The sequence below is a fragment of the Bacillus horti genome, from assembly GCF_030813115.1.
In the GTDB taxonomy this organism is placed as follows: Bacteria; Bacillota; Bacilli; order Caldalkalibacillales; family JCM-10596; genus Bacillus_CH; species Bacillus_CH horti.
In genome coordinates, this window is sequence record NZ_JAUSTY010000002.1 from 16,553 (window position 1) to 40,815 (window position 24,263).

27 protein-coding genes are annotated in these 24,263 nt (G+C 39.7%); all 27 read left to right on the plus strand.

Annotated elements, in window-relative coordinates:
* The first annotated feature begins 71 nt into the window (after window positions 1-71).
* The 27 genes from ald to J2S11_RS02225 all read left to right on the plus strand — a co-directional run bounded on the left by ald (window position 72) and on the right by J2S11_RS02225 (window position 24,212).
* On the plus strand, window positions 72-1,190 hold the full coding sequence (gene ald, locus J2S11_RS02095) for an alanine dehydrogenase (RefSeq protein ID WP_307390257.1): 1,119 nt from the start codon (window positions 72-74) through the stop codon (window positions 1,188-1,190).
* A gap of 142 nt (window positions 1,191-1,332) precedes the next feature.
* Window positions 1,333-1,575 carry a DUF4227 family protein gene (locus J2S11_RS02100; protein WP_307390259.1) on the plus strand — a complete coding sequence of 81 codons (243 nt, stop codon included), beginning with the start codon at window positions 1,333-1,335 and terminating at the stop codon, window positions 1,573-1,575.
* Between the two features lie 134 nt (window positions 1,576-1,709).
* Entirely contained in the window at window positions 1,710-2,597 is an 888-nt protein-coding gene (xerD, locus tag J2S11_RS02105; protein ID WP_307390263.1) for a site-specific tyrosine recombinase XerD, read from the plus strand.
* A 69-nt stretch (window positions 2,598-2,666) separates the two neighbouring features.
* On the plus strand, window positions 2,667-3,869 hold the full coding sequence (gene deoB / locus J2S11_RS02110; protein WP_307390266.1) for a phosphopentomutase: 1,203 nt from the start codon (window positions 2,667-2,669) through the stop codon (window positions 3,867-3,869).
* Window positions 3,870-3,885: 16 nt separating this feature from the next.
* Entirely contained in the window at window positions 3,886-4,734 is an 849-nt protein-coding gene (locus J2S11_RS02115) for a purine-nucleoside phosphorylase (RefSeq protein ID WP_307390269.1), read from the plus strand.
* Window positions 4,735-4,764: 30 nt separating this feature from the next.
* The gene (locus J2S11_RS02120; protein ID WP_307390271.1) at window positions 4,765-5,592 is read left to right on the plus strand and encodes a purine-nucleoside phosphorylase; all 828 of its coding nucleotides are present in this window, start codon (window positions 4,765-4,767) and stop codon (window positions 5,590-5,592) included.
* Complete coding sequence (locus J2S11_RS02125; RefSeq protein WP_307390274.1) at window positions 5,589-6,890, plus strand: pyrimidine-nucleoside phosphorylase; 1,302 nt, start codon at window positions 5,589-5,591, stop codon at window positions 6,888-6,890. The genes J2S11_RS02120 and J2S11_RS02125 overlap by 4 nt, the downstream gene beginning before the upstream one ends.
* Window positions 6,891-6,895: 5 nt before the next feature.
* The gene (locus J2S11_RS02130; protein WP_307390277.1) at window positions 6,896-7,645 is read left to right on the plus strand and encodes a sulfite exporter TauE/SafE family protein; all 750 of its coding nucleotides are present in this window, start codon (window positions 6,896-6,898) and stop codon (window positions 7,643-7,645) included.
* 159 nt (window positions 7,646-7,804) lie between these two features.
* Window positions 7,805-9,007: a D-alanyl-D-alanine carboxypeptidase family protein gene (locus J2S11_RS02135; protein ID WP_307390279.1), complete on the plus strand. Its 1,203-nt coding sequence runs from the start codon at window positions 7,805-7,807 to the stop codon at window positions 9,005-9,007.
* Window positions 9,008-9,144: 137 nt separating this feature from the next.
* Complete coding sequence (spoIIAA, locus tag J2S11_RS02140) at window positions 9,145-9,498, plus strand: anti-sigma F factor antagonist (protein WP_307390282.1); 354 nt, start codon at window positions 9,145-9,147, stop codon at window positions 9,496-9,498.
* Window positions 9,495-9,938, plus strand: coding sequence for an anti-sigma F factor (gene spoIIAB, locus J2S11_RS02145; RefSeq protein WP_307390285.1), 444 nt, complete (start codon window positions 9,495-9,497; stop codon window positions 9,936-9,938). The genes spoIIAA and spoIIAB overlap by 4 nt, the downstream gene beginning before the upstream one ends.
* A gap of 11 nt (window positions 9,939-9,949) precedes the next feature.
* The gene (gene sigF / locus J2S11_RS02150; protein ID WP_307390287.1) at window positions 9,950-10,720 is read left to right on the plus strand and encodes an RNA polymerase sporulation sigma factor SigF; all 771 of its coding nucleotides are present in this window, start codon (window positions 9,950-9,952) and stop codon (window positions 10,718-10,720) included.
* Window positions 10,721-10,909: 189 nt separating this feature from the next.
* Window positions 10,910-11,548, plus strand: a complete 639-nt coding sequence (locus J2S11_RS02155) for a stage V sporulation protein AA (protein WP_307390290.1) — start codon at window positions 10,910-10,912, stop codon at window positions 11,546-11,548.
* On the plus strand, window positions 11,535-11,963 hold the full coding sequence (locus J2S11_RS02160) for a stage V sporulation protein AB (protein ID WP_307391076.1): 429 nt from the start codon (window positions 11,535-11,537) through the stop codon (window positions 11,961-11,963). Before J2S11_RS02155 ends, J2S11_RS02160 begins: the two co-directional genes overlap by 14 nt.
* Window positions 11,964-12,021: 58 nt before the next feature.
* Window positions 12,022-12,618 (plus strand): stage V sporulation protein SpoVABEA, encoded by a 597-nt coding sequence (gene spoVAEA, locus J2S11_RS02165; RefSeq protein WP_307390293.1) that lies wholly within the window; start codon window positions 12,022-12,024, stop codon window positions 12,616-12,618.
* Window positions 12,611-14,095 (plus strand): spore germination protein, encoded by a 1,485-nt coding sequence (locus J2S11_RS02170; RefSeq protein WP_307390296.1) that lies wholly within the window; start codon window positions 12,611-12,613, stop codon window positions 14,093-14,095. Before spoVAEA ends, J2S11_RS02170 begins: the two co-directional genes overlap by 8 nt.
* A 132-nt stretch (window positions 14,096-14,227) precedes the next feature.
* Entirely contained in the window at window positions 14,228-15,550 is a 1,323-nt protein-coding gene (lysA, locus tag J2S11_RS02175; protein WP_307390299.1) for a diaminopimelate decarboxylase, read from the plus strand.
* A gap of 460 nt (window positions 15,551-16,010) precedes the next feature.
* Window positions 16,011-16,940 (plus strand): ectoine/hydroxyectoine ABC transporter substrate-binding protein EhuB, encoded by a 930-nt coding sequence (gene ehuB, locus J2S11_RS02180; RefSeq protein ID WP_307390302.1) that lies wholly within the window; start codon window positions 16,011-16,013, stop codon window positions 16,938-16,940.
* Window positions 16,941-17,039: 99 nt separating this feature from the next.
* Entirely contained in the window at window positions 17,040-17,672 is a 633-nt protein-coding gene (ehuC, locus tag J2S11_RS02185; RefSeq protein ID WP_307390305.1) for an ectoine/hydroxyectoine ABC transporter permease subunit EhuC, read from the plus strand.
* A 3-nt stretch (window positions 17,673-17,675) separates the two neighbouring features.
* The gene (gene ehuD, locus J2S11_RS02190) at window positions 17,676-18,389 is read left to right on the plus strand and encodes an ectoine/hydroxyectoine ABC transporter permease subunit EhuD (protein ID WP_307390307.1); all 714 of its coding nucleotides are present in this window, start codon (window positions 17,676-17,678) and stop codon (window positions 18,387-18,389) included.
* The gene (gene ehuA, locus J2S11_RS02195; protein ID WP_307390309.1) at window positions 18,386-19,213 is read left to right on the plus strand and encodes an ectoine/hydroxyectoine ABC transporter ATP-binding protein EhuA; all 828 of its coding nucleotides are present in this window, start codon (window positions 18,386-18,388) and stop codon (window positions 19,211-19,213) included. The genes ehuD and ehuA overlap by 4 nt, the downstream gene beginning before the upstream one ends.
* 134 nt (window positions 19,214-19,347) lie before the next feature.
* Entirely contained in the window at window positions 19,348-19,896 is a 549-nt protein-coding gene (locus J2S11_RS02200; RefSeq protein ID WP_307390312.1) for a hypothetical protein, read from the plus strand.
* Window positions 19,897-20,057: 161 nt separating this feature from the next.
* Window positions 20,058-20,486, plus strand: a complete 429-nt coding sequence (locus J2S11_RS02205; RefSeq protein ID WP_307390316.1) for a peptidylprolyl isomerase — start codon at window positions 20,058-20,060, stop codon at window positions 20,484-20,486.
* Window positions 20,487-20,626: 140 nt separating this feature from the next.
* A complete protein-coding gene (locus tag J2S11_RS02210) occupies window positions 20,627-20,971 on the plus strand; it encodes a PadR family transcriptional regulator (RefSeq protein WP_307390318.1) in 345 nt (114 codons plus the stop codon).
* On the plus strand, window positions 20,971-21,510 hold the full coding sequence (locus tag J2S11_RS02215) for a hypothetical protein (protein WP_307390320.1): 540 nt from the start codon (window positions 20,971-20,973) through the stop codon (window positions 21,508-21,510). The genes J2S11_RS02210 and J2S11_RS02215 overlap by 1 nt, the downstream gene beginning before the upstream one ends.
* A gap of 114 nt (window positions 21,511-21,624) precedes the next feature.
* On the plus strand, window positions 21,625-22,992 hold the full coding sequence (locus J2S11_RS02220; protein WP_307390323.1) for a serine hydrolase domain-containing protein: 1,368 nt from the start codon (window positions 21,625-21,627) through the stop codon (window positions 22,990-22,992).
* 56 nt (window positions 22,993-23,048) lie between these two features.
* Window positions 23,049-24,212: a hypothetical protein gene (locus tag J2S11_RS02225; RefSeq protein WP_307390326.1), complete on the plus strand. Its 1,164-nt coding sequence runs from the start codon at window positions 23,049-23,051 to the stop codon at window positions 24,210-24,212.
* The last annotated feature ends 51 nt before the right edge of the window (window positions 24,213-24,263 follow it).

A 24,263-nucleotide genomic window follows, 5' to 3' on the forward strand; every position in this document is an offset into this window, starting at 1 on the left:
TGTAAAGGGTATACTAAAAACGAATCAATGATTGAAATATATTTTTGGGGATTGAAGGAGGTCAACAACGCATGATTATTGGAATTCCTAGGGAAATTAAGGATAACGAAAATCGAGTAGCCAATTCACCTTCAGGTGTACAAGCTCTCACTCATGCTGGTCATACCGTTCTAGTAGAAAAGAATGCAGGGCTTGGCAGTGGATTTACAGATGATGATTATATCGGAGCAGGAGCCCAAATCATTGCTGAGGCAGCGGATGTTTGGGGACAGGCTGAGATGATTATGAAAGTTAAGGAACCACTAGCTTCAGAGTTTATCCATTTCAAAGAAGGATTGATCTTATTTACATATTTACATTTGGCTCCAGAGCCGGAGCTAACTAAAGCACTTATGGATAAAAAAGTAGTAGCCATTGCCTATGAGACTATCCAATTAGATAACGGTGCGTTGCCTCTTTTAACCCCGATGTCAGAGGTAGCAGGAAGAATGTCTGTTCAAATTGGAGCTCAGTTCCTAGAGAAATCTCATGGCGGAAAAGGTGTACTACTCGGAGGGGTTCCAGGTGTATCTCCTGGTCGTGTTGTCATCGTTGGTGGAGGTATCGTTGGCACAAACGCAGCTAAGATGGCCATGGGTCTAGGGGCTCAGGTTACACTAATTGATATTAATCCGGATAGACTCCGTTACCTTGATGATCTTTTTGCTGGAAGGTTACAGACTCTTATTTCTAACCCGTTTAATCTTGCTCAAGCTGTTAAACAGGCTGACTTGGTTGTTGGTGCTGTCCTTATTCCAGGAGCACGTGCTCCTAAGCTTGTAACGGAAGACATGGTCAAGGAAATGACTCCTGGTTCCGTTATAGTCGATGTGGCTATCGATCAAGGAGGCTCTATCGAAACGATTGACAAGGTTACGACACATAGTAACCCTACTTATGTGAAGCATGATGTTGTCCATTATGCGGTAGCGAATATGCCTGGAGCCGTACCAAGAACATCAACTATCGCTTTGACGAATGTTACCATTCCTTACGCTTTACTGCTTGCTAACAAAGGGTATCAAGAAGCAATTTCACATAACGCTGCCCTAGCTAGAGGTGTCAATGTCATTAATGGTACTGTAACGTATGAAGCTGTATCTAAAGCGCTGGATTTACCATTTAGACCATTAGCTGATGTTCTACATTAGTAGCTAGTTCAATTAGCCGAGAGAAGCATGTCCTTCGTAAAAGAATGATGAGGGCATGTTTCTTTCTTTATCTCGAAATTTTATCTAAAAAGAGTATGAAAGAAGGTCTTTTTGGCATATCTTAATTTGAGGAGGTATGTCCATGAAACCGTTATTTCATAAAGTAGGAGGCATGCTTAAGCTAGTCATTATTTTTATAGCTTTAACCTTCTTTTTCTATGGCATGATTGTCTGGATAGGTGATCAGGTATATAAAAACTATCGTTATGATGGTCCGAAAGGTAGAGCGATAAAGGTAGTACAGCAGGTCGAACAGCCTAATCAGTATTCTGGAATGGAATTTTTTCTTGAACGTCTTCGTTTTTATTATTGGTTTGGCGAATAAATTAAGAAGTAAAAACATGATTTTGTAAAAATAAGATGGACACAAGCCCTAGAATTTAGAGGTAGAACTGATATAATTTTAGAGTAGACCTCATTTATCTAGTAAATGGGAGTAGAAATTAAGAGGGTGCTCAGATGAAATCTTCAATCGACTCCTTTCTGCATTATTTAACCGTTGAAAAAGGACTAGCTCAAAATACTCTCCAATCCTATCGCAGAGATATTACCCACTTCGTGAGTGAGCTTGATCGGGCAGGTATTTCAAATTTTAATGAAACGAATCGACAGCATATCATGACCTACCTACTCTCCTTAAAAAAAGAAGGGAAAGCTACTTCGACTATATCCAGACATATATCCTCTATACGAGCTTTTTACCAGTACTTATTTCGAGATCAGCTTATTAAGCATGATCCTACGGTACATTTAGAAACCCCTAAGATAGAAAGGAGACTTCCTCAGGTTCTTTCTGCTACAGAGGTAGAGGCGCTACTTGCTGCTCCTGAACATGCCCCAGCATTTGGCCAGAGAGATCGAGCAATGCTAGAAATTCTGTATGCTACAGGTATGCGTGTGTCAGAATTGACCTCACTGAATGTAGAGGATGTTCATTTACAGATGGAATTTGTGAAGTGCATGGGGAAGGGCTCCAAGGAAAGAATTATTCCGCTTGGTCAAATCGCTGTAAACGCCGTTGAAACGTACATGCTTTCTGGACGTGCTCAGCTATTACGGTCAAAAAAGGAAAAAGCGTTGTTTTTAAATCATCATGGTCGGAGATTAACACGTCAGGGCTTTTGGAAGATCATTAAGAAATACGCGAAGGAAGCGAATATCAAAAAAGAAATTAAGCCTCATACATTGCGGCACTCTTTCGCTACACATTTGCTTGAAAATGGCGCTGACTTAAGGTCGGTTCAAGAAATGCTTGGCCATGCCGACATTTCAACAACTCAAATTTATACACATGTCACAAAAACTAGATTGAAGGATGTATACTCAAAAACTCATCCGAGAGCATAAGGAAATAATGAGCAAATCTTAATGATAACATGACTTTATCAAAAAATACTCAAGTAGGAGACTGGATAAATGACTACATATCCATTTAAAAGAATCTTTGTCGTTGTTATGGATAGTGTTGGCATTGGAGAGCTACCAGATGCTGCTGCCTTTAACGACGAAGGGGCGCATACGTTGGCTCACATTGCTGATAAAATGAATGGACTGAACGTACCTAACATGGAGAAGCTTGGATTAGGAAATATCTCAGCGATTCAGGGAGTTAAACAAACATCTGAAACACGTTCTGTTTATGGTAAAATGGCAGAGGCATCAGCTGGGAAGGATACGATGACAGGGCACTGGGAGCTTATGGGGCTTCGCGTGGATGCGCCTTTTCGAACGTTTACGGATTCAGGCTTCCCGGACTTATTAATTCAAGAATTTGAAGAACGGACAGGCCGTAAGGTTATCGGAAATAAGGCTGCCTCTGGTACAGAGATTCTAGACGAATTAGGGGAAGAGCATATAAACTCGGGTGCGTATATCGTGTATACGTCTGCGGACAGTGTCTTCCAAATTGCAGCTCATGAAGACGTGGTTCCTTTAGATGAGCTGTATAAGGCCTGTGAGGTGGCTAGAGAATTAACCTTACATGATCCATATACGTTAGGCAGAGTCATAGCAAGACCATTCGTTGGCAAGCCAGGAGAATTTGAGCGTACACCTAATCGGAGGGATTATGCCTTAAAGCCTTATCAGCCAACTGTCATGAACGCCTTACAGGATAGTGGTTTTGATTCCATTGCTATCGGGAAGATTTCAGATATATTTGATGGTGAAGGTGTAACTAAATCCATTAAAACGAAGTCTAACATGGACGGAATGGATCAATTGATTAAGACAATGAAGGAGCCTTTTACAGGACTATGCTTTGTTAATTTGGTAGATTTTGATGCTTTATATGGTCATCGAAGAAATCCAATAGGATATGGGAAAGCATTAGAAGAATTTGATCAAAGATTAACAGAAATGATGGCTTTATTATCAGAGGATGACCTGTTAGTTATAACAGCAGATCATGGAAATGATCCTGTTCATCACGGCACAGATCATACTAGAGAGTATGTTCCTCTCCTGATCTGCTCTCCTTCATTTAATGAAGGTTTGGAGCTAGACGATAGAGAAACCTTTGCTGATTTAGGGGCAACCATCGCTGCTAACTTTAATGTCCAAGCCCCGGAGCATGGACGAAGCTTTTTACATTTATTAGAGCAAGTCAAGCAAAAGTAGTAGGGAGGAGAAACTATTGAGTACCAATAAATCATACTCCGGAGCTTCATTAAGTGAAGCTCTTGAGCAAGCAACAGAATACGTAAAATCACATAGCAAGGCTAAGCCAGAGATTGGTTTGATTTTAGGCTCTGGTTTAGGAGTTTTAGCGAATGAGATCGATCATCCAGTAAAGCTACCGTTTGAGGGAATTCCTGGTTTTCCAGTTTCAACTGTAGAAGGACATGCGGGACAGCTTGTTCTTGGAGAGCTTGAAGGAAAACAAGTGATTGCCATGCAGGGGAGATTCCATTATTACGAAGGATATTCTCTAGAGCAAGTGACTATGCCTGTTCGATTGATGAAGCAGTTAGGTGTACGTACAGTCATTGTGACTAATGCTGCTGGAGGAATTAATACCACGTTTCAAGCTGGAGATTTAATGCTCATTACGGATCATATTAATTTTACAGGTAGGAACCCTCTTATTGGCCCAAACGACTCAGCTTATGGAGTTCGTTTCCCTGATATGTCACAGGCGTATACCCCTAGCCTTCAGCAGTTAGCTTTGAGTATTGCTGAACAGAATAAACTACAGCTTGTTCAAGGCGTTTATGCTGGAGTAGTAGGACCAAGCTATGAGACACCTGCTGAAATCAAGATGCTACGCAAGATGGGGGCAGATGCTGTAGGAATGTCTACAGTGCCAGAGGTTATTATAGCAGGACATTCTAAGCTCGATGTGCTAGGAATTTCGTGCATTACCAACATGGCTTCAGGTATTTTAGATCAGCCGTTGTCACATGACGAGGTGATGGAAACGGCTGAAGTGGCAAAAGAATCGTTTTTAAAATTAGTTAGAGGAATTATTCATAACATGAAGTAAGCACTTTAAGTGTGATGAGGAGGATTAATTATGGAACAACTACAAAAAATCAATGAGGCAGCGTCCTATATCAACGATAAAATCAGTGTGAAGCCAAGAGTAGCTTTAATTCTAGGCTCAGGCTTAGGAGACCTAGCTAATGAAATTGAACAGGCTATACAAATCCCTTATGAGGATATTCCCCACTTTCCAGTATCCACTGTAGAAGGTCATGCTGGTCAATTAGTTATCGGTGAATTAAATGGTCAAAATGTTGTAGCAATGCAAGGAAGATTCCATTACTACGAAGGGTACTCCATGCAGGATGTCGTGTTTCCTGTTTACGTTATGAAACAGCTCGGTGCCGAGCTGCTAGTCGTGACAAATGCATGTGGTGGAATGAACCGTAGCTTTGCTGCGGGAGATTTAATGCTCATTACGGATCACATTAATTTTACAGGGGATAACCCTTTAATTGGACGTAATCATGCGGATCTAGGACCTCGTTTCCCTGATATGTCTCAAGCGTACACACCGGAGCTTGTTCAATTTGCTGAAACTGTAGCTGCAGATTTAAATATCCAAGTACAGAAAGGCGTTTATGCTGGCATAAGTGGTCCAACGTATATGACTCCTGCTGAACTAACGATGTTAGCGAATCTAGGTGGTGATGCGGTGGGTATGTCTACTGTACCAGAGGTGATCGTTGCTAGTCATTGTGGACTAAAAGTACTAGGAATTTCCTGTGTAACAGATATGGCTATTGGCTCCGAGCTAGAGCCGTTGACTCATGAGCAGGTTGTGGCTGTGGCAAACCAGACAAAGCCAAAGTTTATTCAGCTTGTGAAAGAATTGGTAAAGAGGGTTGAACTTACATGAGAATGTCTGATTTAATCCTGAAAAAAAGAAATGGGGCTTCATTAACTCAACAGGAAATTGAGTATGTCGTAAACGGCTATACAGGGGAGCAAATCCCTGATTACCAGATTTCAGCTTTGCTCATGGCCATTTATTATAAAGGAATGAGCACACAAGAGGTTTCTGACTTAACGATGTCTATGGTTCACTCAGGGGATACGATTGATTTGTCCAAGGTGCATGGGATGAAGGTAGACAAGCATTCTACTGGAGGGGTTGGAGATAAGGTGTCCTTAATCGTAGCCCCTCTAGTAGCTGCCGTAGGTGTGCCTGTAGCTAAAATGTCTGGGAGAGGCTTAGGACATACAGGTGGGACAATTGACAAACTGGAGGCCATTGAAGGCTTCTCAGTGGAGTTAACTAGAGAAGAGTTTTTTGAACAGGTGAATACGAAGAAGCTAGCGATTATTGGACAAAGTGGACGTTTAACTCCTGCTGATAAAAAGCTGTACGCTCTTCGTGACGTAACAGCAACGGTGGACAGTATCCCCTTGATTGCAAGCTCGATCATGAGTAAAAAAATTGCTTCAGGAGCAGATGCGATCGTATTAGATGTAAAGACAGGCTCTGGAGCATTTATGAAGTCTCTAGATGGAGCGAAGGATCTAGCTCAAACGATGGTTCAAATCGGGAAGTCCTTAGGTAGAAAAACAATCGCAATTATCAGTGATATGAACCAACCATTAGGCTATGAGATTGGGAATGCCAATGAAATTAAAGAAGCGATTGAGGTACTACAAGGAAAGAGGGTAGAGGATCTCAGAGAGGTATCCTTATCTATAGCCGCTCATATGGCTGTGTTAGGTGGGGTATATGAGCAATTTGAAGAGGCTTATAAACAGCTAGAGCATATCCTAGATTCAGGAGAAGCTCTAGAAACCTTCAAATCGTTTGTGGATGCTCAGGGAGGAAATGTAGAGCAAATCATTGATCCAGCAAAGCTACCCAAAGCGAAATTCCAAATCGAGATTACTTCTGACGCAGAGGGCTACGTTGAGAAGCTGGAAGCAGAACCCGTTGGTGTTGCTGCTATGCTTCTAGGCGCGGGGAGAAAAACGAAGGATGATCAAATTGACCATTCCGTTGGCATTACCTTAAAGAAAAAAATAGGGGACTATGTTCAGAAAGGTGATGTGCTAGCGATCTTCCATAGTAACACAGAGGATGTCAAAGCTAGTATTGATAGCTTTAAGGGAGCTATTTCATTGACAGCACAGAAGATTGATTCCACTCCTATGATCTACGAAACAATTGAGTGAGCCTTGTGAGTAGTTTTATGTGGTGGGAGCTAATCTTTGTCATTGGAATCTTCATCATTGGTAGCTTTGTCCAAGGAGCAAGTGGCTTTGGTTTTGGTTTAGTTGCCATGGGAATGCTCCCTATTATGTTTAGCTTGAAGGATAGCACGTTGCTTGTGATGTCCCTAACCCTCATCCTCTCTCTCAACATACTCTCTAAAATATATAAGTATATCGAGTGGAGGAGCCTCTTTATCATTTTGAGTGGAGCGTTTGTTGGGAGACTAATGGCATTCTTTTTCCTCACTACTTATGGAGAAATGGACTTTCTGAAAAAATGGCTTGGTGTATTTCTTGTTCTGTTGGTTCTTTATTTATTCTTTAAGAAGGATCGTCAAGTATCTGAGGTATGGATGAAGCCTATTGTTCCTGTTTTACTAGGGTCCTTAGGAGGCTTTATAGGAGGAGTTTTTGCTGTAGGAGGCCCATTTTTTGTCTTTTATTTTTTGCTACTCTACCAGGATAAGCGAAAATATAATGCAAATCTCCAGGCAACGTTTTTCCTAACTAGCTTATTTACGTTAATCCTGCACGGAAGTCATGGAGATATTAATACAAGCTTCTATCTGTACTTTATAGTTGGGATAGGGAGTGTTTTTCTTGGTTCAACTCTAGGGCTTAAATGGTTCGATAGATTGCCCCAAGCATTAATAAAAAAGCTAGCGATGAGTCTTGTACTCCTGGCGGCTCTAAATTTAATATTGTTTAATAGTTGATCATGTAGTTATCTTTTCCAAGCTGTCTACACAGGAAATGGTTGACTGAGATATGAAAGCAGGCTTATTAGAGAGCCTGCTTTTTTTGTGCAAAAAATATTAAGGAATAATTTACTAAATATTGGACGAAAATAGATATTAAAAGAATGGAGGGAGTTTATGGTTAAAAGGATAGCTCAAATCATGTCATTAACTTTATTACTTCAATGTTATGCGTTTTCTGTAACTAGCCATGCCGCTGAACCTGAACTACAGCTTACGCCAGAAGCCAAGGCAGCTATTTTAATGGATATGGATACAGGAACTATTTTGTATGAAAAAGAGAGTGATAAGCAGCTGGCACCTGCAAGTATAACTAAGGTCATGACCATGATTCTAATTATGGAAGCTATAGATAGCGGTAAGCTGACCTGGGACGAAAAAGTAAGGACAAGTGAAAGAGCCGCATCTATGGGAGGTTCGCAGATTTTCCTTGAGATTGGAGAGGAAATGACCGTTGAGGATATGATGAAGGGGATTGCTATTGCGTCTGGGAATGATGCTACAGTAGCTATGGCCGAACATATCGCTGGTTCTGAGGAAAACTTCGTGAAAATGATGAACGAAAAAGCTGGGCAGCTAGGGATGAAAAATACGAACTTTGCGAATACGAATGGTTTGCCATCTCCTAATCACTACAGTAGTGCAAAGGATGTGGCCCTCATGTCAAGGGAACTACTTAAGCATGAGGAAATTACTAAATTCACGTCTATTTATGAGGACTATTTGCGCAAGGATTCTGCTAAGCCGTTTTGGCTTGTGAACACAAATCGTTTAGTTAAATTTTATGATGGTGTAGATGGTCTGAAAACAGGCTTTACTCAGGAGTCAAAGTATTGTTTAACAGCGACGGCAAAGCGCGGAAACCTGAGAGTAATCGCCGTGGTAATGGGAACGCCAACTCCAAAGGAGCGCAACCAAAACATCACAAGCATGTTAAATTACGCTTTTAGCCAGTATGAATCACATCCCATTTATGAAAAAGGAGACTTTCTTCGTCAGGTGAAGATCGACAAAGGAGAAGAGTCTACTCTACAAATGGTCGTACCTCATCAGATCAGTGTTTTAGCGAAAAAAGGAGAATCAGTTGATTTGTATCGCCCGTCTATTCATCATGTCGAGGGACTTAATGCTCCGATTAAAAAGGGAGATGTTATTGGTCATGTAACAATCACTAAAAATGGCGAAACGGTAGCAGAAATTGATATTCCAGCTCAGGAGGATTTAGAGAAAGCCAGTTTCTGGACCATTTTTAAACGGACAACAAAAACATTATTTGGTTTTTCGAGCAAGACTGACAAGGATGTAGATCATAGTATCTAAACTATGGGGCAAATGAAGGAATAATAGATCGACTTTTGACAGGAACTAGCGAGTTATTTCTAGTTTTGTCAGTGGGAAGGAATCCGGACTTCTTCTGTAGAATGATGTTTCTATCAAGAAGAAGGAGGAGAAATGTCTTGAGTTTACAGATTGATCTATCCAAACATAGTGATGTGCTCATAGTGAGATTAGTAGGAGAGCTAGATCATCATACTGCCGATTCTGTAAGAGAACAGGTTGAACAGAAAATAGAATATGAAGGTGTTCGGCATATTCTATTAAACCTTGAAGACCTTTCTTTTATGGATAGCTCTGGTTTAGGAGTTATCCTTGGGCGATACAAGCACATTACTCAGCTCGGTGGCAAAATGATTATTTGTGCCATTTCTCCAAGTATCTATCGCTTATTTGAAATGTCTGGTCTGTTTAAGATTCTTAAGATCGTAGATTCCGAGGAGCAAGCCTTAGAGTATCTGGGGGTGGCATCATGAGTAAAAATGTGATGGAACTCAGATTCTCAGCTAAAAGTGAAAATGAAGCGTTTGCTAGGGTGACTGTAGCGTCGTTTGTCTCTCAGCTTGATCCTACGATGGAGGAGCTGACTGATATAAAGACAGTAGTTTCTGAAGCTGTCACAAATGCGATTATACATGGCTATGAAGAGAATGAAGAAGGTATGATTTACATCAGTACGGTGCTAGATAAAAACGTGATTTCGATTGTCATTAAGGACGAAGGCCAGGGTATAGAGGATATTGATTTGGCTAGACAGCCTTTGTACACAACAAAGCCCGAGATGGAACGTTCAGGTATGGGATTTACCATTATGGAAAATTTCATGGATTCTGTTGAAATTGTAACAGGCAAAGAAAAAGGAACAACAATAAAACTAACTAAGAAATTAACCACGAATGAAGCCTTAATTAATTAAGGAGAATGCCAATGGACGTGGATGTTAAGCAAAATAAAAAGACGAAAGCCTATTTAGATGACAAAGAGGTTAAGACTCTCATTTCTCAGAGTCAGAACGGGGACAATGAGGCTAGAGATAAGCTTGTAGAGAGTAATATTCGTTTAGTTTGGTCTGTTGTCCAACGATTTTTGAATCGTGGCTATGAAGCTGACGATCTGTTTCAGATTGGCTGTATTGGCTTACTTAAATCAATCGATAAGTTTGATTTAAGCTATGATGTTAAATTCTCAACATATGCTGTACCTATGATTATCGGGGAAATTCAACGCTTCCTTAGAGATGATGGAGCTGTAAAAGTCAGCCGATCGTTGAAGGAGTTAGCCAATCGCATTAGGCGTGTTAAGGATGATTTATCTAAATCATTAGGTAGACAACCAAAAGTTAGTGAAATAGCAGAAGCCTTAGATATTACCGTTGAGGAGGTTGTTTTTGCCCAAGATGCTATGAGAGCTCCTTCCTCTATTCATGAAACAGTCTATGAAAATGACGGTGATCCTATTACCCTGCTAGATCAGATTTCTGATGATCAAGAGCTAAAATGGTTTGACAAATTTGCTTTGAAGGAAGCGATTACAACGTTATCAGAAAGAGAACGACTGATTGTTTATCTGAGATATTTTAAGGATCAAACACAATCAGAAGTGGCCGAGCGATTAGGTATTTCACAGGTACAGGTATCAAGGCTTGAGAAGAGAATTCTACAACATATTAAAGAAGAAATGAATGAATCAAATCAGTAAAATGAACAAAAGTCTTTTTTTACCGATGATGAGCATAATCAGCGTAGAAAAGGGCTTTTTTTATTGGTCAAATTGACCTCTTTATTAATCACCGTCATTTATACATGTATCCTTTCTCATTAGCAAATACTAGTGCTACATCTAAAAGTTTGGCATTCATTTTTCCAATAGAGAATTGGAGTGTAGGAAATGAACCTTGATACAAAAAAGATATATATCAGGTTACGACACCGGATAGAAGTTAAAATGGGTCAGGTTGTCCTCTTACAAGATTGCTGTCAATTTATTGCTTCCCCAAGCCGAATAAAAAAAACAGTTGGAACACTCCCTATTTACAGAGTTACACCTGATGACAAGCATCTTGTAGTTCTGGATATTATGAAGGTTATTGAAGCATTAAAAAGCTTTTTTACTGATGTGGAAATTGAATCCTTTGGAGCCAATCAGGTCATCATAGAAATTGTTAACCAAAAAAACAGACCAAACATGCTTCTTGTACTTTTTGTATGTTTACTTCTCTTTGTTGGATCTGGACTTGCCATCATGAATTTCCATGAGGATGTAAGCATGCTCGGTGTGCACCAGAAAATATACAAAATCATTACAGGTGAAGAGAAAGAGCATCCTTTACTCTTACAAATCCCTTACTCTATAGGAATTGGAATAGGGATGATCCTATTTTTCAACCACCTTTTTAAAAAGCGATTTAACGAGGAGCCTAGTCCGTTAGAAGTAGAAATGTTTCTGTATCAACAAAACTTAGATCAATATGTAGCTATGTTTGAGAATAAGGAGGCGCAAAAAAAGCTGAATGATGAACCTGATTGAAATTGGCCTCCTTTTGTTGGTTGGAGTGTCAGGTGGAATTATTGTTGGTACAGGTTTAGTAGCTCTGTTAACTGTATTAGGTGTTGTTCCACGCCTTACACAGCTGACCAAAACTCATAAATACATTCATCTATATCAGTATATGATCGTTCTTGGATCCGTTTTTTGGACTTGGTCTGGCTTGCATGAGATTCACTTTCATTTAAGTCGAACATTAACGGCTCTTCACGGAATGCTGGCTGGAATTTTTGTAGGTATGCTGGCGGCTGCATTAACTGAAGTATTAAACGTTCTCCCTATTTTGGCAAAAAGGATCAAGGTTGTAGAGAAGATAATCTGGCTACTCATGGCTATGGTGTTCGGAAAGATTTTTGGTTCGTTGTTTCACTGGATCTATTTTGTTCCATTTTCATAAGGGCATATAAAAAGTGCGAGACTAAGAAAAATCGCAATGAAGGTGGAGGTTTGAGCTTATGAGCGTTAAACAGACTAGAAAAATAATAATGATTACTGACGGAGACAGAGTAGCTTGTAAAGCTGTTCAGCAAGTAGCTCACGATGTAGGTGGTCGTTGTATTTCTGCCTCGGCAGGAAATCCTACTCCTCTTAATGGAGAGCAGTTGGTGAAGCAGATTCTTCAAGCGGTCAATGATCCTGTCCTTGTCATGTTTGATGATAACGGGCAGGGAGGATACGGAATGGGAGAACAGGCCATACGATACGTAGCTCAGCATCCTCAGATAGAAGTGCTGGGAGCGATAGCAGTAGCCTCTAACACAGAAGCTGTTAGTGGGACTCATTTTGATTTAGCAATTGATGCAACTGGTCATTTGGTTCAGTCTGCGGTAGACAAGGATGGTCATGTAGAAGGTGTAGAAGGTATGTCCCCCGCGTTAAATCAACGAATATATGGGGACACCGTGGATGTTTTGGATCAATTAGATATCCCATTGATTATTGGGGTAGGAGATATCGGCAAAATGGAGGGTCATGATCATATAAGATATGGCTGTCCAGTAACAAAAAAAGCAGTGGAGCTTATCCTGCAACGGAGTGGTTTTAATGGCTAAAGAAACAAAGGTAAAGCAACCTATTTATAAGAAGCTGGATGATATATATAGCTATCTTGAAGATCGGCTTGATTTAAAAATCAATTATGATGTAGGCTGTCGCTCCTTTAAGGTAGGAAACCGAAATATTCAGCTTTATTATGTAAATGGTTTAACGGATACTGACTTTGTCATTCAACTAATGAGAAGAATTTCTAACGAGGACGATAGAACCCTTAGCTATCAAGGTGTATACGACGAACTTGTCGAACAGTTGCTTACTCATGTTCAGGTAGAGCCCATTGAGGATATGGATGAAGCTGTGGATAATTTGCTATCTGGTCTCTTAGTCATTTTTGGAGAAGCGTGGGAAAAAGCACTTGTTATTGATGTGCGCTTCTATCCCGGCCGTACACCTGAGGAACCTGATACAGAACGTGTTGTCCGAGGAGCAAGGGATGGCTACACAGAAAATATTGTGTTAAATACCGCCTTAACACGTAGAAGGATTCGAGATGAACGACTCCGTATGGAAATGACTCAGGTAGGAGAAAGATCCAAAACAGATATTTGCATTTGCTATATTAAAGACATTGCAAATGCTTATTTAGTAGCAGAAATTAAATCATTGATCAGTAAGATAGATATTGATGGAATTCCTATGGGAGAGAAAGCAATAGAGGAATTCGTCATCAAGCAAGGGTACAATCCATTTCCTAAAGTCAGATTTACGGAGCGGCCTGATGTAGCAGCGGCTCAGCTTTTTGAAGGGCATGTTTTAATCATGGTGGATACCTCCCCATCCGTCATCATAATGCCTACCACTTTTTTTCATCACCTACAGCATGCTGAAGAGTTTAGACAGGCTCCAGCTCTAGGGGTGTATGTGCGCTGGATTCGCTTTTTCGGGATTTTTGTTTCCATTTTTCTTTTACCCCTCTGGATGTTATTTGTGACGAATCCAGATTTACTCCCTGATCAGCTTTCCTTTATCGGGGTAGGCGAGAAGGATTATGTAATCCCTATTTTCTTTCAATTTCTCATTGCTGAATTAGGAATTGATTTAATGAGGATGGCCGCTATTCACACCCCTTCTCCTTTAGCTACAGCTATGGGTCTAGTTGCAGCCATTTTGATTGGAGAAATAGCTATAGATGTTGGTCTTTTTGTCAGCGAAGTCATCCTATACCTCTCTGTTGCAGCCATTGGGATGTTTGCTACTCCTTCCTATGAGCTTAGTTTAGCGAATAAGATGGTTAGGATTTTCCTGTTATGTATGGTGTATATCTTCAAATTACCAGGCTTTGTACTCGGAGTAACGGCTGTCATTCTTTATTTAACCTTAATGAAATCCTTAAAAACCCCATATATGTGGCCATTAATTCCGTTTAATTTAAAGGCACTCCTTACCATTGTATTGCGTTTTACTTCGTCTATGAATAAAACAAGACCAAGCATTGTTCATACACCTAACAAGCGTAAGCAGCCCAAGCCATGACGATTCAAGAATGAGTCTTGTCAGAGCTGAAAATGATATGGTATATTTACTTAATATATTTTGATTCCAGCCTGTTATAGAGGCTACTATAATGAATGGAATAGGGTAGCTTGTGGAGAGGGGAAGTTAGTATTGAGCAGTCGGTTAAAGCATGCAATTAATAATAATGGTCACCTAGAGATAGGTGGTATGGATACAGTTGAGCTTGCTCAGAAGTACGGGACACCGCTAATGGTGTATGATGAGCAAGCCATCAGAGAGCGTTGTAGAACGTTTGTGGACGCATTCAAAGAAAAGAAGGTCAAAGCACAGGTTGCTTATGCTAGCAAAGCGTTTAATTGTGTAGCAATTTGCCAGTTGATGGAACAGGAGGGGTTATCCCTTGATGTGGTATCTGGTGGTGAATTGTATACGGCATTGCAAGCTCAGTTCCCATCTGAAAAAATACATTTTCATGGGAATAATAAAACGAAGGATGAGCTACTGTTAGGGCTCGATGCTAAAATCGGTTGCTTTGTTGTGGATAACTTTTATGAGCTAGAGCTATTGCATAAGCTAGCAAGTGAACGCAATCAGCAGGTGAACATTCTACTTAGAATTTCTCCAGGGGTAGAAGCTCACACCCATGAGTATATTTCAACGGGTCAAGAGGACTCTAAGTTTGGCTTTGATTTAGCTAGTGGTCAGGTAAAGCAGGCGTTAGCCAAGGCGACACAGCTTCCTTTCTACAATGTGCTTGGTCTTCATGCTCACATTGGTTCTCAAATATTTGAGACGGAGGGCTTTGCTCTAGCCATTGAGAAGATGGCAAAGTTTCTCGATGAATCAGAATCAGAGCTAAATTGGGAGTTGTCTGTTCTTAATGTGGGTGGCGGCTTTGGAATCAGATACAATGAAGAAGACAAACCCTTGGCTATTCATCAGTATGTCTATGCGATCTGTGATAAAGTACAGCAGCTCTGGAGTGAACGAAATAAACCGATGCCTGAGGTATGGATTGAACCAGGAAGAAGCATCGTAGGAGATACAGCTACTACCCTTTATACGGTCGGTTCGAAAAAGACAGTACCTGGAATTAGAGAGTATTTGTCTATCGACGGGGGAATGAGTGATAATCTTCGAGTAGCCTTATACCAAGCGAAATATGAAGCAGCATTAGCTAATAAAATGAATGAGGCTAACGATTTTACTTATACAGTAGCTGGAAAGCTTTGTGAAACAGGAGATGTATTGATTCACGATGCTCAATTACCTGAAGCTGTTGAAGATGACGTATTGGCTGTTTTCTGTACAGGCGCATATGGCTATTCGATGGCTAATAATTACAATCGAATGAAGAGACCTGCAGTTCTTTTTGTGAAAGATGGTCATGCACAAACAGTGATTAAACGGGAAACGTATGAAGATATAATTAAAAATGATGTGGCTATTTTTAGTAAAGTAATTTCTGACTAGAGCTGTATGTATTATGGTATCAAAATTTGGTCATTGAATAAAATATTAGATAACTCTCATTAAATGGGTGAACATTAGTTATGTTTATTTCCTTTGATGAGAGTTTTTTATTGAAAAAATCTGCATGGATTAAAATATTTGCTGCTTAAATGGGTAAATTTACTATATTAATTTTATATGTTGTAGGATAAGGAAGTTATATGGTGGATATTTAGGTATTTCTCTGATCAGCTTCCCTCAGTTCATGATAGCATAATGAATGGCAATTTATTGGGAGCTATAGCATTTGAATAGCGTTTTCATGCTTGATACGATTATATATAGCTTTGAGCTTATTAAAAAAATCTGTCACAAAAAGTTCAAACGTTGTTTTAAAGATTGACAAAGGGGGTATAAGTTATTCGGTGCAGGAGTTTCCTGCAAATAGAGAAAATTATACGGTTTTAAAGAGGAGGACGATATGAAAAAGAATGTATTGATTTTGCTATTATTAGGTTTAGTTATGCTTGCAGCTGCTTGTGGAGGTGCTGATTCATCATCGGGAGCGATTGATGGTGACGAGATCCCTGTTTTTGAAGAAGGTAACGGTGAGGATGCTGACGGGCAAACTACTCTTGAAAAAGCACAAGAAGATGGATTTATTAAAGTTGGTTTTGCTAATGAGAGACCCTATGCTTACGCAACCTCTAGCGGAGAATTAACGGGCTTAAATGTAGAAATCGCTAAGGCTGTATTTGCAAAGTTAGGTATAGAGGAAGTAGACGGAACATTGGCTCAATTTGGGGCTTTAATTCCAGGTTTACAGGCAGGAAGATACGATGTGATTACAGCGGGAATGTATATCACACCTGAGCGATGTGCAGAGGTTGCTTTTGCTGAACCAGAATATAGTATTGGTGAGGGCTTAGCCGTTGCTCAAGGGAATCCTTTGAATTTAAATAGCTATGAGGATATTATTGAAAACTCTGATGCTACCGTAGCGATTATGACAGGTGCTATTGAGGAAACATATTTAAACAATATGGGAATTGGCTCTGGTCAAATTCAAAATGTCAATGATAACCCTTCTGCTATTGAAGCATTAAAGGCTGGACGTGTTGATGCCATTACAATGACAGGCCCATCTTTAAGAGATGCACTAGACATTCATGGAGATGAGAGCATTGAAATTGTAGAAGATTTTATTCAGCCAGAGATTGATGGCGAAAGTGTTAGAGGCTTCGGCTCTGCTGCATTCCGTCAAGCAGACCAAGATTTCGTTGAGGCATACAATGAAGGATTAGCTGAATTGATGGAGTCTGGTGAATTGCTAGAGATCTATGAGGAGTTTGGCTTTACTGATGAAGAGCTCCCAGGAGATATGACGGCACAACAAGCTTGTGGGCAGTAATTAGAGTGTTGCCCATCATTCTTTATTTAAGGGCATCCATAGGGATGCCCTTACAATTTAATAAAGTAGGATGTGATCCCCATTTTTTCAGCTGATGTAATGCAACTAATAGGAAGTGGAATTCTTACAACGATACAGCTTCTTGTTTATTCCTCGATTTTGGCCTTTATTATCGCTTTTATTGCTGGCTTTGGACGATTATCCAAATATGCTTTAGTGCGGGGAATAACAGTCATATATGTTGAATTTTTTAGAGGAACATCTCTTCTTGTCCAGTTATTTTGGTTCTTCTTTGTTCTCCCCTTTTTTGGTATTGAGCTATCTCCCTTACTTGTAGGAGTGCTGGCTTTATCTATGAATTATGGTGCTTATGCCTCTGAAATTGTACGGAGTTCGATACTAGCAATTCCTAAGGGACAAACGGAGGCTGGAATCGCTATTAATATGACACCTAGACAAAGAATGTGGAGAATTATTATTCCTCAGGCGATTAAGCTAATGTTACCTGGGTTTGGGAACATTACGATTGAACTATTAAAAGGAACATCACTTGTTGTTCTTATTGGTATAAGTGATGTTACGTATGTATTTAGAGAAATTTTAATCCCAAGTGGTACAGGAACTCAGCTTCAGCTTTATTCCGTGCTATTGGTCATTTACTTTATTATTGCACTGCCATTAATTATTACTGCCCGGTGGTTAGAACGTCGTGCATCCATGGGGAGGTCGTAAAAAATGAATACTACAATTTGGAGCTGGGAATACGCTTTTTCCATTTTTCCTTTCCTCTTTAAGGCGATGTGGGTTACGCTATCGGCTACAGTGCTTGGCTTTATCTTCGCTGCTGTGTTAGGACTGATCTTAGCGCTTGGAAGACGCTCAAGGTTTAAAATCATTTCTTGGCCGATCATTGGCTTTATTGAGTTTGTAAGGAGTACACCTTTACTGGTGCAGTTATTCTTCCTCTATATTGCTTTACCGCAAATTCCTTATATCGGTATTGCTTTGCCTGCTTTTACAGCAGGTGTTCTAGGATTAGGTATTCATTACAGTACGTATCTTTCCGAAATATACCGGTCAGGTATTGAATCTATCGAAAAGGGACAATGGGAAGCAAGTACAGCCGTTAATTTCTCAAAGGTACAGACCTGGACAAAAGTTATTCTACCTCAGGCGGTTCCTCCTATTATTCCGATGCTTGGAAATTATCTTATCGTCATGTTTAAGGAGACACCGTTGTTAATGTCTATAACAGTTGTAGAGATGCTACAGGTTGCCCTTACGATTGGTTCAGCATCATGGAGATATATTGAGCCGATTACTTTAGTAGGACTACTATTCCTATTATTAAGCTATCCATCTGCTTTATTTGTTAGGTGGTTAGAGAATCGAGTCAATAGACGCTTTGACAATAAGAAAAAAGTCCCTAAGAAGGAAGTGATTCAATGAGCATACAAGCAGAAAAGATCGAAGTGCCTGCTTCTATGGCAGAGAGCACGGAGTCTATTGTTAGATACAAAAAGATCTGCAAGTCCTTTGATGAGGTAGAGGTATTAAAAGAGCTTGACCTAGATATTGCTCCTGGAGAAAAGGTTGCTGTAATTGGACCAAGTGGATCAGGTAAAACGACACTAGCTAGGTTGCTAATGACTTTAGAGGAGCCTACTTCAGGTGTAATTGAGGTAGATGGTCAGCCTTTATGGCATAAAGAGGTTAATGGTGAACTTGTTCCAGCTGATCAGAAGCATATGCGTAAGGTGCGTTCTAATATAGGGATGGTTTTTCAGCAATTTAATCTATTTCCGCATATGACCATAATAAGAAATGTAACTGAGGCATTAATTCACGTACAAAAAGTGCCTAAGCAGAAGGCTATTTCAGAAGCAAAACAAATGCTTGATAAGGTTGGTCTGAGCGACAAACTAGATAATTATCCTGAGCAGCTTTCAGGTGGACAGCAGCAGCGAGTAGCTATTGCCCGAGCGTTAGTATTGAAGCCGAAAATCATGCTATTTGATGAGGTGACATCTGCTTTAGACCCTATGCTAGTTGGTGAGGTTTTAGGTGTTATCAAGGATATTGCTAAAACTGGAGATATGGCGATGCTCCTCATTACTCATGAGATGGATTTTGCCAGAGATGTTGCGGATAGGATCGTCTTTTTCGATGAAGGATCTATTGTAGAGCATGGACCACCCAAAGAGATATTTGAGAATCCAAAGACGGAGAAGCTACAAAACTTCTTAAGTAGATTTTTAAATGGAAATCATTAATTTGTGTTCATGTTTCCATTCTTTTTGAATAAATGTTAGTTTAAACAAAAAAATCCTCTATTTAATAGAGGATTTTTTTGTTGGGGCTAGAAAGTAGCATATAACAGAGAAAATTTTGCGAGGAGGCAGGATTATTGAAAGGGAATCAGGCTTTAGCTATTGGAATAAAATTAATAGGTTGTGTCACGGTCGTTTATGCCCTCATTACGCTAATTTATGGGGTATACAATATAGTGCTATCTAGTAATCATGGGATGGTCGAGGAGATTTTGTTTGCTCAGCGTTTTTCCATTTTTGTTGGTGGATTAGCTGTTCCGGTGGTAATCGGTGCTTTAGGCTTCTACCTACTTGCTGCTGGAGAGAAAGTCGCCAAACGCTTTAGCAAGGACTGGAGCTTTGAGAATGAGAATATGTATAGACAAACTTTTTCTGCAGCATTAAAGCTAGTAGGGGTAGCGATGGTCGTCTATTGCTTATTTCCATTATCAACGGCTTTAACTGAGATCATATATATACAGACTCTTTCTAGCTCTTCAGGAGCTATTTACTCGACCGATCAGCAGCTGTTTTCTTTTTGGAAAAATGCTGTACCTGGCCTTGTTTACTTATTAGGTGGTTTGTATTTTACATTTAGAGGTAAAGGGTTAGTAAGCCTAGCATTTCGTGGAGAAAATAGGGAATAAATAATGGAGGGAAGTCATTCTCTTGTACTTTACGATTTGACAAGCCTGGTCTTAGTTTGTATACAATAGAGAGTAGCATATTTAACAAGCTAGAGTTTAGTTTGTAGGTGGTTACAGTTCTAAGAGGAATCGATAGTAAAATAGAGTAAGGAGTGTTTTCATTGAAAAAAGGTAAAATTGTATTAGAAAACGGACAAGAGGTTACGATTGATTTTTTTGATCAGGATGCACCAAATACTGTAGCAAACTTTGAGAAGCTTGCGAATGATGGCTTCTACAATGGCCTTACTTTCCATCGTGTGATTCCAGGTTTTGTAGCACAGGGCGGTTGTCCTCAAGGCACGGGAACTGGTGGACCGGGGTATACGATTAATTGTGAAATTAATCCGAACAAGCATGAAAGAGGAGTTCTAGCTATGGCTCATGCAGGACGTGATACAGGTGGAAGTCAATTCTACATCACTTATGCACCACAACCACACTTAGACGGAGGACACACAGTGTTTGGGAAAATTACGTCTGGTATGGAGTATGTAGACAATGTTAATCAAGGAGATGTAATGAAGGAAGTTAAGGTTTGGGAAGAATAGAATATTTTTGGCGAAGAGCGGCTTAGGCTGCTCTTTTTTTATTGGGATCGGAGAGTGAAGCGGACGTTAGTTTAAAATTTGAATATAAATCTATAAATTATATACTTGATTGAAATATATACTTGATATAATATATACATATGGATAAAACAAATTTAATTAAAGGTAGCCTAGAAATGTGTGTGTTGAGTATTTTACAGAAAGGAAAAAGCTATGGTTACGAGATCATGAAGGAGCTTGAGCGATTTAATCTAGAATTAAAAGGGGAGGGTAGTATTTATCCAATTCTTACAAAGCTGAAGGATAAGCAGCTTGTACATGTTACACGGGAGCTTACCGATCAGGGAAGAGCGAGAGTCTACTATGAAATCAATGAAGCAGGACAACAGTATCTTCAACGAAAAATAGAAGAGTGGATGACGGTCCAAAGGGATATTCAAACATTGTTGAACGAGTTTGGTCATCAAATGGAGGGAAGATCATAATGACAAATAAACTTTCTACCCTTGAACACAAATATATGGAGCAAGTGGTTGCTATATTAAGGGAAAATGGTGGCTCTAGAAGATTAGAAGCTGAGGTCAAGCTTCAGTTGGAAGAGCATATTGAGGATTGTAGAGAGGCTGGAGAAGATTTTCAGCAATCGCTTGGGTCTCCTGAGGATGTGGCTTTTGAATATCTGCAGGTTAGCCAGAATACGATGGATCAGGTTAATTTTAAGGGACAAGAGAAAAATAAGATTCAGAATAATGAACACAGATTTCAATGGGGATTTAAAAAAAGCATCTTAGCAGCAATCATATTATTTGTTTTCTATACAACTTCACAGTCTATCGCTACTATGTTTTTTACAAGTACATTCGTTCATCCCCCAAATGATTTTTCATTTAATTTATGGTTTCGAATATCTGAAATGCCATGGTATAACATGCTTCTAGTTTTCAGCAGTGCGTGTATAGCGGCCCTGATAACCTTCTTGATATTCTATGTCCATTATAAATTCACAAGTAAGCAGGAGCTTTAGAGAATGGGCGGCAAAAAAATACACTACAGAAGAACCGTATATATAATCTGTTTGCTCCTCCTTCTTCTTTTCCCACAAGTTAATTCGACTTATGCCTCCCCCGAAGGAGAGGTTTTGGCTGAAAAAGCTCGTATGTATTTTCTGGAGGCCATACAGGAGCTTAATATTCCTGGTGCAGCATTTGCTTTAGTTCGTAACGGAGAGATTATACTCACAGAGACTGTTGGAGTAACTGGTGGAAGGCAAAAGCAGGAGGTTACTTTAGAAACTCCTTTTATTATTGGCTCCAATAGTAAGGCATTAACAGCATATGGTGCTATGCAACTTGTGCAGGCAGGTGAATTAAAGCTTAGTGATCCAGTGCAGGACTATCTTCCCTCATTTCACTTACTGAATGGGGAAGATATTTCTCAAATGACAGTTGGGCAATTGCTTACACATAGCAGTGGGTTCAGTGCTAGGTCAGGCTTTAAAATAGCCGATCGAGGAGCAGTCGACCTTGAGGCTATTCAACGAAATGTGGATTTATTAGCAAATGAAGAGCTAGCTTTTCTACCAGGAGAAAGATACGAATATGGAGCAGCTGGCTATGCTATACTGGGAGCTATTATTGAGGCTATAACGGGGCTATCTTTTGCTGAGTATATGGAGGAAAATATTTTTGTCCCTCTAAACATGACTCATACTGCTGCAAGCAATGAGAAAGCACATCAAAAAGGATGGGAGTCTGGTTATCACTCATGGCTGGGTATGCCAGTTTCAAGCAACGTAGCGTACGATAATGGTGGAGCACCTTATGGGTATATAACGGCAAGTATCTCTGACATGGCTCATTATGTCCAAGCATTACAGGTTCCTGGGGACGTATTATCTGAAGAACATACTCAACTCTTATTTGAACCTCTCGTTCAAACCAGCCCTGCTTCATCCTATGGCTTGGGATGGAGAATAACTCCGTTAGAATACGGTGAAACAAAAATATGGCATTCTGGTTCTACGGCAGACTTTCGCTCGGAAATCTTTATGCTACAGGATGCAGGATGGGGTATGGTTCTCCTATCAAATCGTAATCATCCTTTTGAGGTCGAGCAGCTTAGCTCTGTTTCTGGAGGAATTCAAAACATTCTTCAAGGTGAAGAGCCTGCGCCCGTTAAAGCAAAGCTAGCTATAGAGCGGTGGGCACTGGTTCTGATTTGTATCGTTTTATTGGTACTCATGATTTTCTATATTCTTAGCTTGTCTAAAAAGAGTAGTAACATGGTTAGAAAACCCCGGTGGTTAGTCATGAGTATTTTATATATTTTGTTAGCAATATTATTACTCCCATCATTACTACTTATAGTAGGTCTGCCATGGCATACCTTGCTCATTATGGCTCCGGATCTAGTCTACCTGCTAATTGGGATATCTATTTTGCTTTTAATAAATGGTGGTTTAACCAGTACGATAGCCCTACAGTATCCAAGAAGAAGTATTCTCTAAATTAGAACAACTAGTGTTAGACTTATAGTATGGATGGTGGAAGGAGTAATCATTGGATGAAACGTATTCCTAAAGGATCAGAATCAATTTATCAAAAACTTAGTCAAAAGATTGATAGGCCTACCTCCGCACCTCAGAATGACCCAGCCTTTATTATGTTGCAGAAAACTATTGGCAATCAAGCTGTATTACAATTTATCAATGATCTAGCCGTTAACGAACAGAGTTCACAGCTTAAGCACGAGAGTAAAAAACAGTCCTATGAACAAAATCTAGGTGTGATTCAGGGAAAGTTTACATTTAATATTGATAAAGACAATTTAACTGTAAAAGATACTGAATATGTAAGAGATAAAAGTACCAAATACCTCTCAAGTAACAAAGATTATAAACATACTACAGCTGATTCTGTAAAACAGGATATGTGGCGTGGTATGAACGGAATGCCTATCACTGATTTTTGCCAGAAATTGATTGGAATATGTGAACAGTACCTTGAGTTACCTGGAATGAATTTGCTAGATGCCCATCCATTAACCCACTTCAAACCCGAAGAAATAGAGCCAATGAGCAGCTCAATTCTTGTCGAGAATTTTGAGCTATTTACTAAAGTTACTACTACTATGAAGAAATTAATGGATGATTTACAGCCATATCCTGCAATAGACTTAGCTAACTTGGAGGAGTCAAAAAGAAAAGAAGCAGCTTTTGATATGTGGAGCATATCAACGGATCTAATTAGGAGCATGGAAGCCTTCCGAGATCTTATGCCTTTAGTCAACGTGGTTGCTGGTATACAAAAGCGAGGACAGGAGAAAGAAGCCTTAGAAATTTTACACGGAAAACGTATCGGAACTAATTTGGAAGCGCTTTGGTTACTATTTGATTTTGAAGCTATAGATGATATGATTTCAGAAATGGAGAATGAAGATGAGATCGAGACGGCCATATCCGACTCGATACCTTGGCTTGAAATTGAATTCTTAAAACCACAAATGGATTATTTCAGAATTCCCTTCAATCCAGAAAATGCTGTAAACTATATTGCTGCAACTATGCTCGGAAATCATATTAAGCTTGTGAAAATCAGTTATCCAGAAGCTGCTAATGAGGCAAACATCGAAGACAAAGATGTGATGATGAACGTACTTACTAAGAAAAAAGTCTCTATTAATAAGGAGTTAGTCATTACAATCATGCAGAAATTAGGAGTTATATGATCATTCTATTTCCTTGCTTTTTTATATCGGTGAGGGTATAATCCAACTAAA

Coding starts and splice junctions, on each gene's coding strand:
- xerD (WP_307390263.1), top strand. CDS start 1,710: ATGAAATCTTCAATCGACTCCTTTCTGCATTATTTAACCGTTGAAAAA.
- sigF (WP_307390287.1), top strand. CDS start 9,950: ATGGACGTGGATGTTAAGCAAAATAAAAAGACGAAAGCCTATTTAGAT.
- J2S11_RS02155 (WP_307390290.1), top strand. CDS start 10,910: ATGAACCTTGATACAAAAAAGATATATATCAGGTTACGACACCGGATA.
- J2S11_RS02100 (WP_307390259.1), top strand. CDS start 1,333: ATGAAACCGTTATTTCATAAAGTAGGAGGCATGCTTAAGCTAGTCATT.
- ehuB (WP_307390302.1), top strand. CDS start 16,011: ATGAAAAAGAATGTATTGATTTTGCTATTATTAGGTTTAGTTATGCTT.
- spoVAEA (WP_307390293.1), top strand. CDS start 12,022: ATGAGCGTTAAACAGACTAGAAAAATAATAATGATTACTGACGGAGAC.
- ehuC (WP_307390305.1), top strand. CDS start 17,040: ATGCAACTAATAGGAAGTGGAATTCTTACAACGATACAGCTTCTTGTT.
- J2S11_RS02225 (WP_307390326.1), top strand. CDS start 23,049: ATGAAACGTATTCCTAAAGGATCAGAATCAATTTATCAAAAACTTAGT.
- ald (WP_307390257.1), top strand. CDS start 72: ATGATTATTGGAATTCCTAGGGAAATTAAGGATAACGAAAATCGAGTA.
- J2S11_RS02135 (WP_307390279.1), top strand. CDS start 7,805: ATGGTTAAAAGGATAGCTCAAATCATGTCATTAACTTTATTACTTCAA.
- J2S11_RS02215 (WP_307390320.1), top strand. CDS start 20,971: ATGACAAATAAACTTTCTACCCTTGAACACAAATATATGGAGCAAGTG.
- deoB (WP_307390266.1), top strand. CDS start 2,667: ATGACTACATATCCATTTAAAAGAATCTTTGTCGTTGTTATGGATAGT.
- J2S11_RS02125 (WP_307390274.1), top strand. CDS start 5,589: ATGAGAATGTCTGATTTAATCCTGAAAAAAAGAAATGGGGCTTCATTA.
- J2S11_RS02120 (WP_307390271.1), top strand. CDS start 4,765: ATGGAACAACTACAAAAAATCAATGAGGCAGCGTCCTATATCAACGAT.
- J2S11_RS02170 (WP_307390296.1), top strand. CDS start 12,611: ATGGCTAAAGAAACAAAGGTAAAGCAACCTATTTATAAGAAGCTGGAT.
- J2S11_RS02160 (WP_307391076.1), top strand. CDS start 11,535: ATGAACCTGATTGAAATTGGCCTCCTTTTGTTGGTTGGAGTGTCAGGT.
- spoIIAB (WP_307390285.1), top strand. CDS start 9,495: ATGAGTAAAAATGTGATGGAACTCAGATTCTCAGCTAAAAGTGAAAAT.
- ehuA (WP_307390309.1), top strand. CDS start 18,386: ATGAGCATACAAGCAGAAAAGATCGAAGTGCCTGCTTCTATGGCAGAG.
- J2S11_RS02210 (WP_307390318.1), top strand. CDS start 20,627: ATGGATAAAACAAATTTAATTAAAGGTAGCCTAGAAATGTGTGTGTTG.
- ehuD (WP_307390307.1), top strand. CDS start 17,676: ATGAATACTACAATTTGGAGCTGGGAATACGCTTTTTCCATTTTTCCT.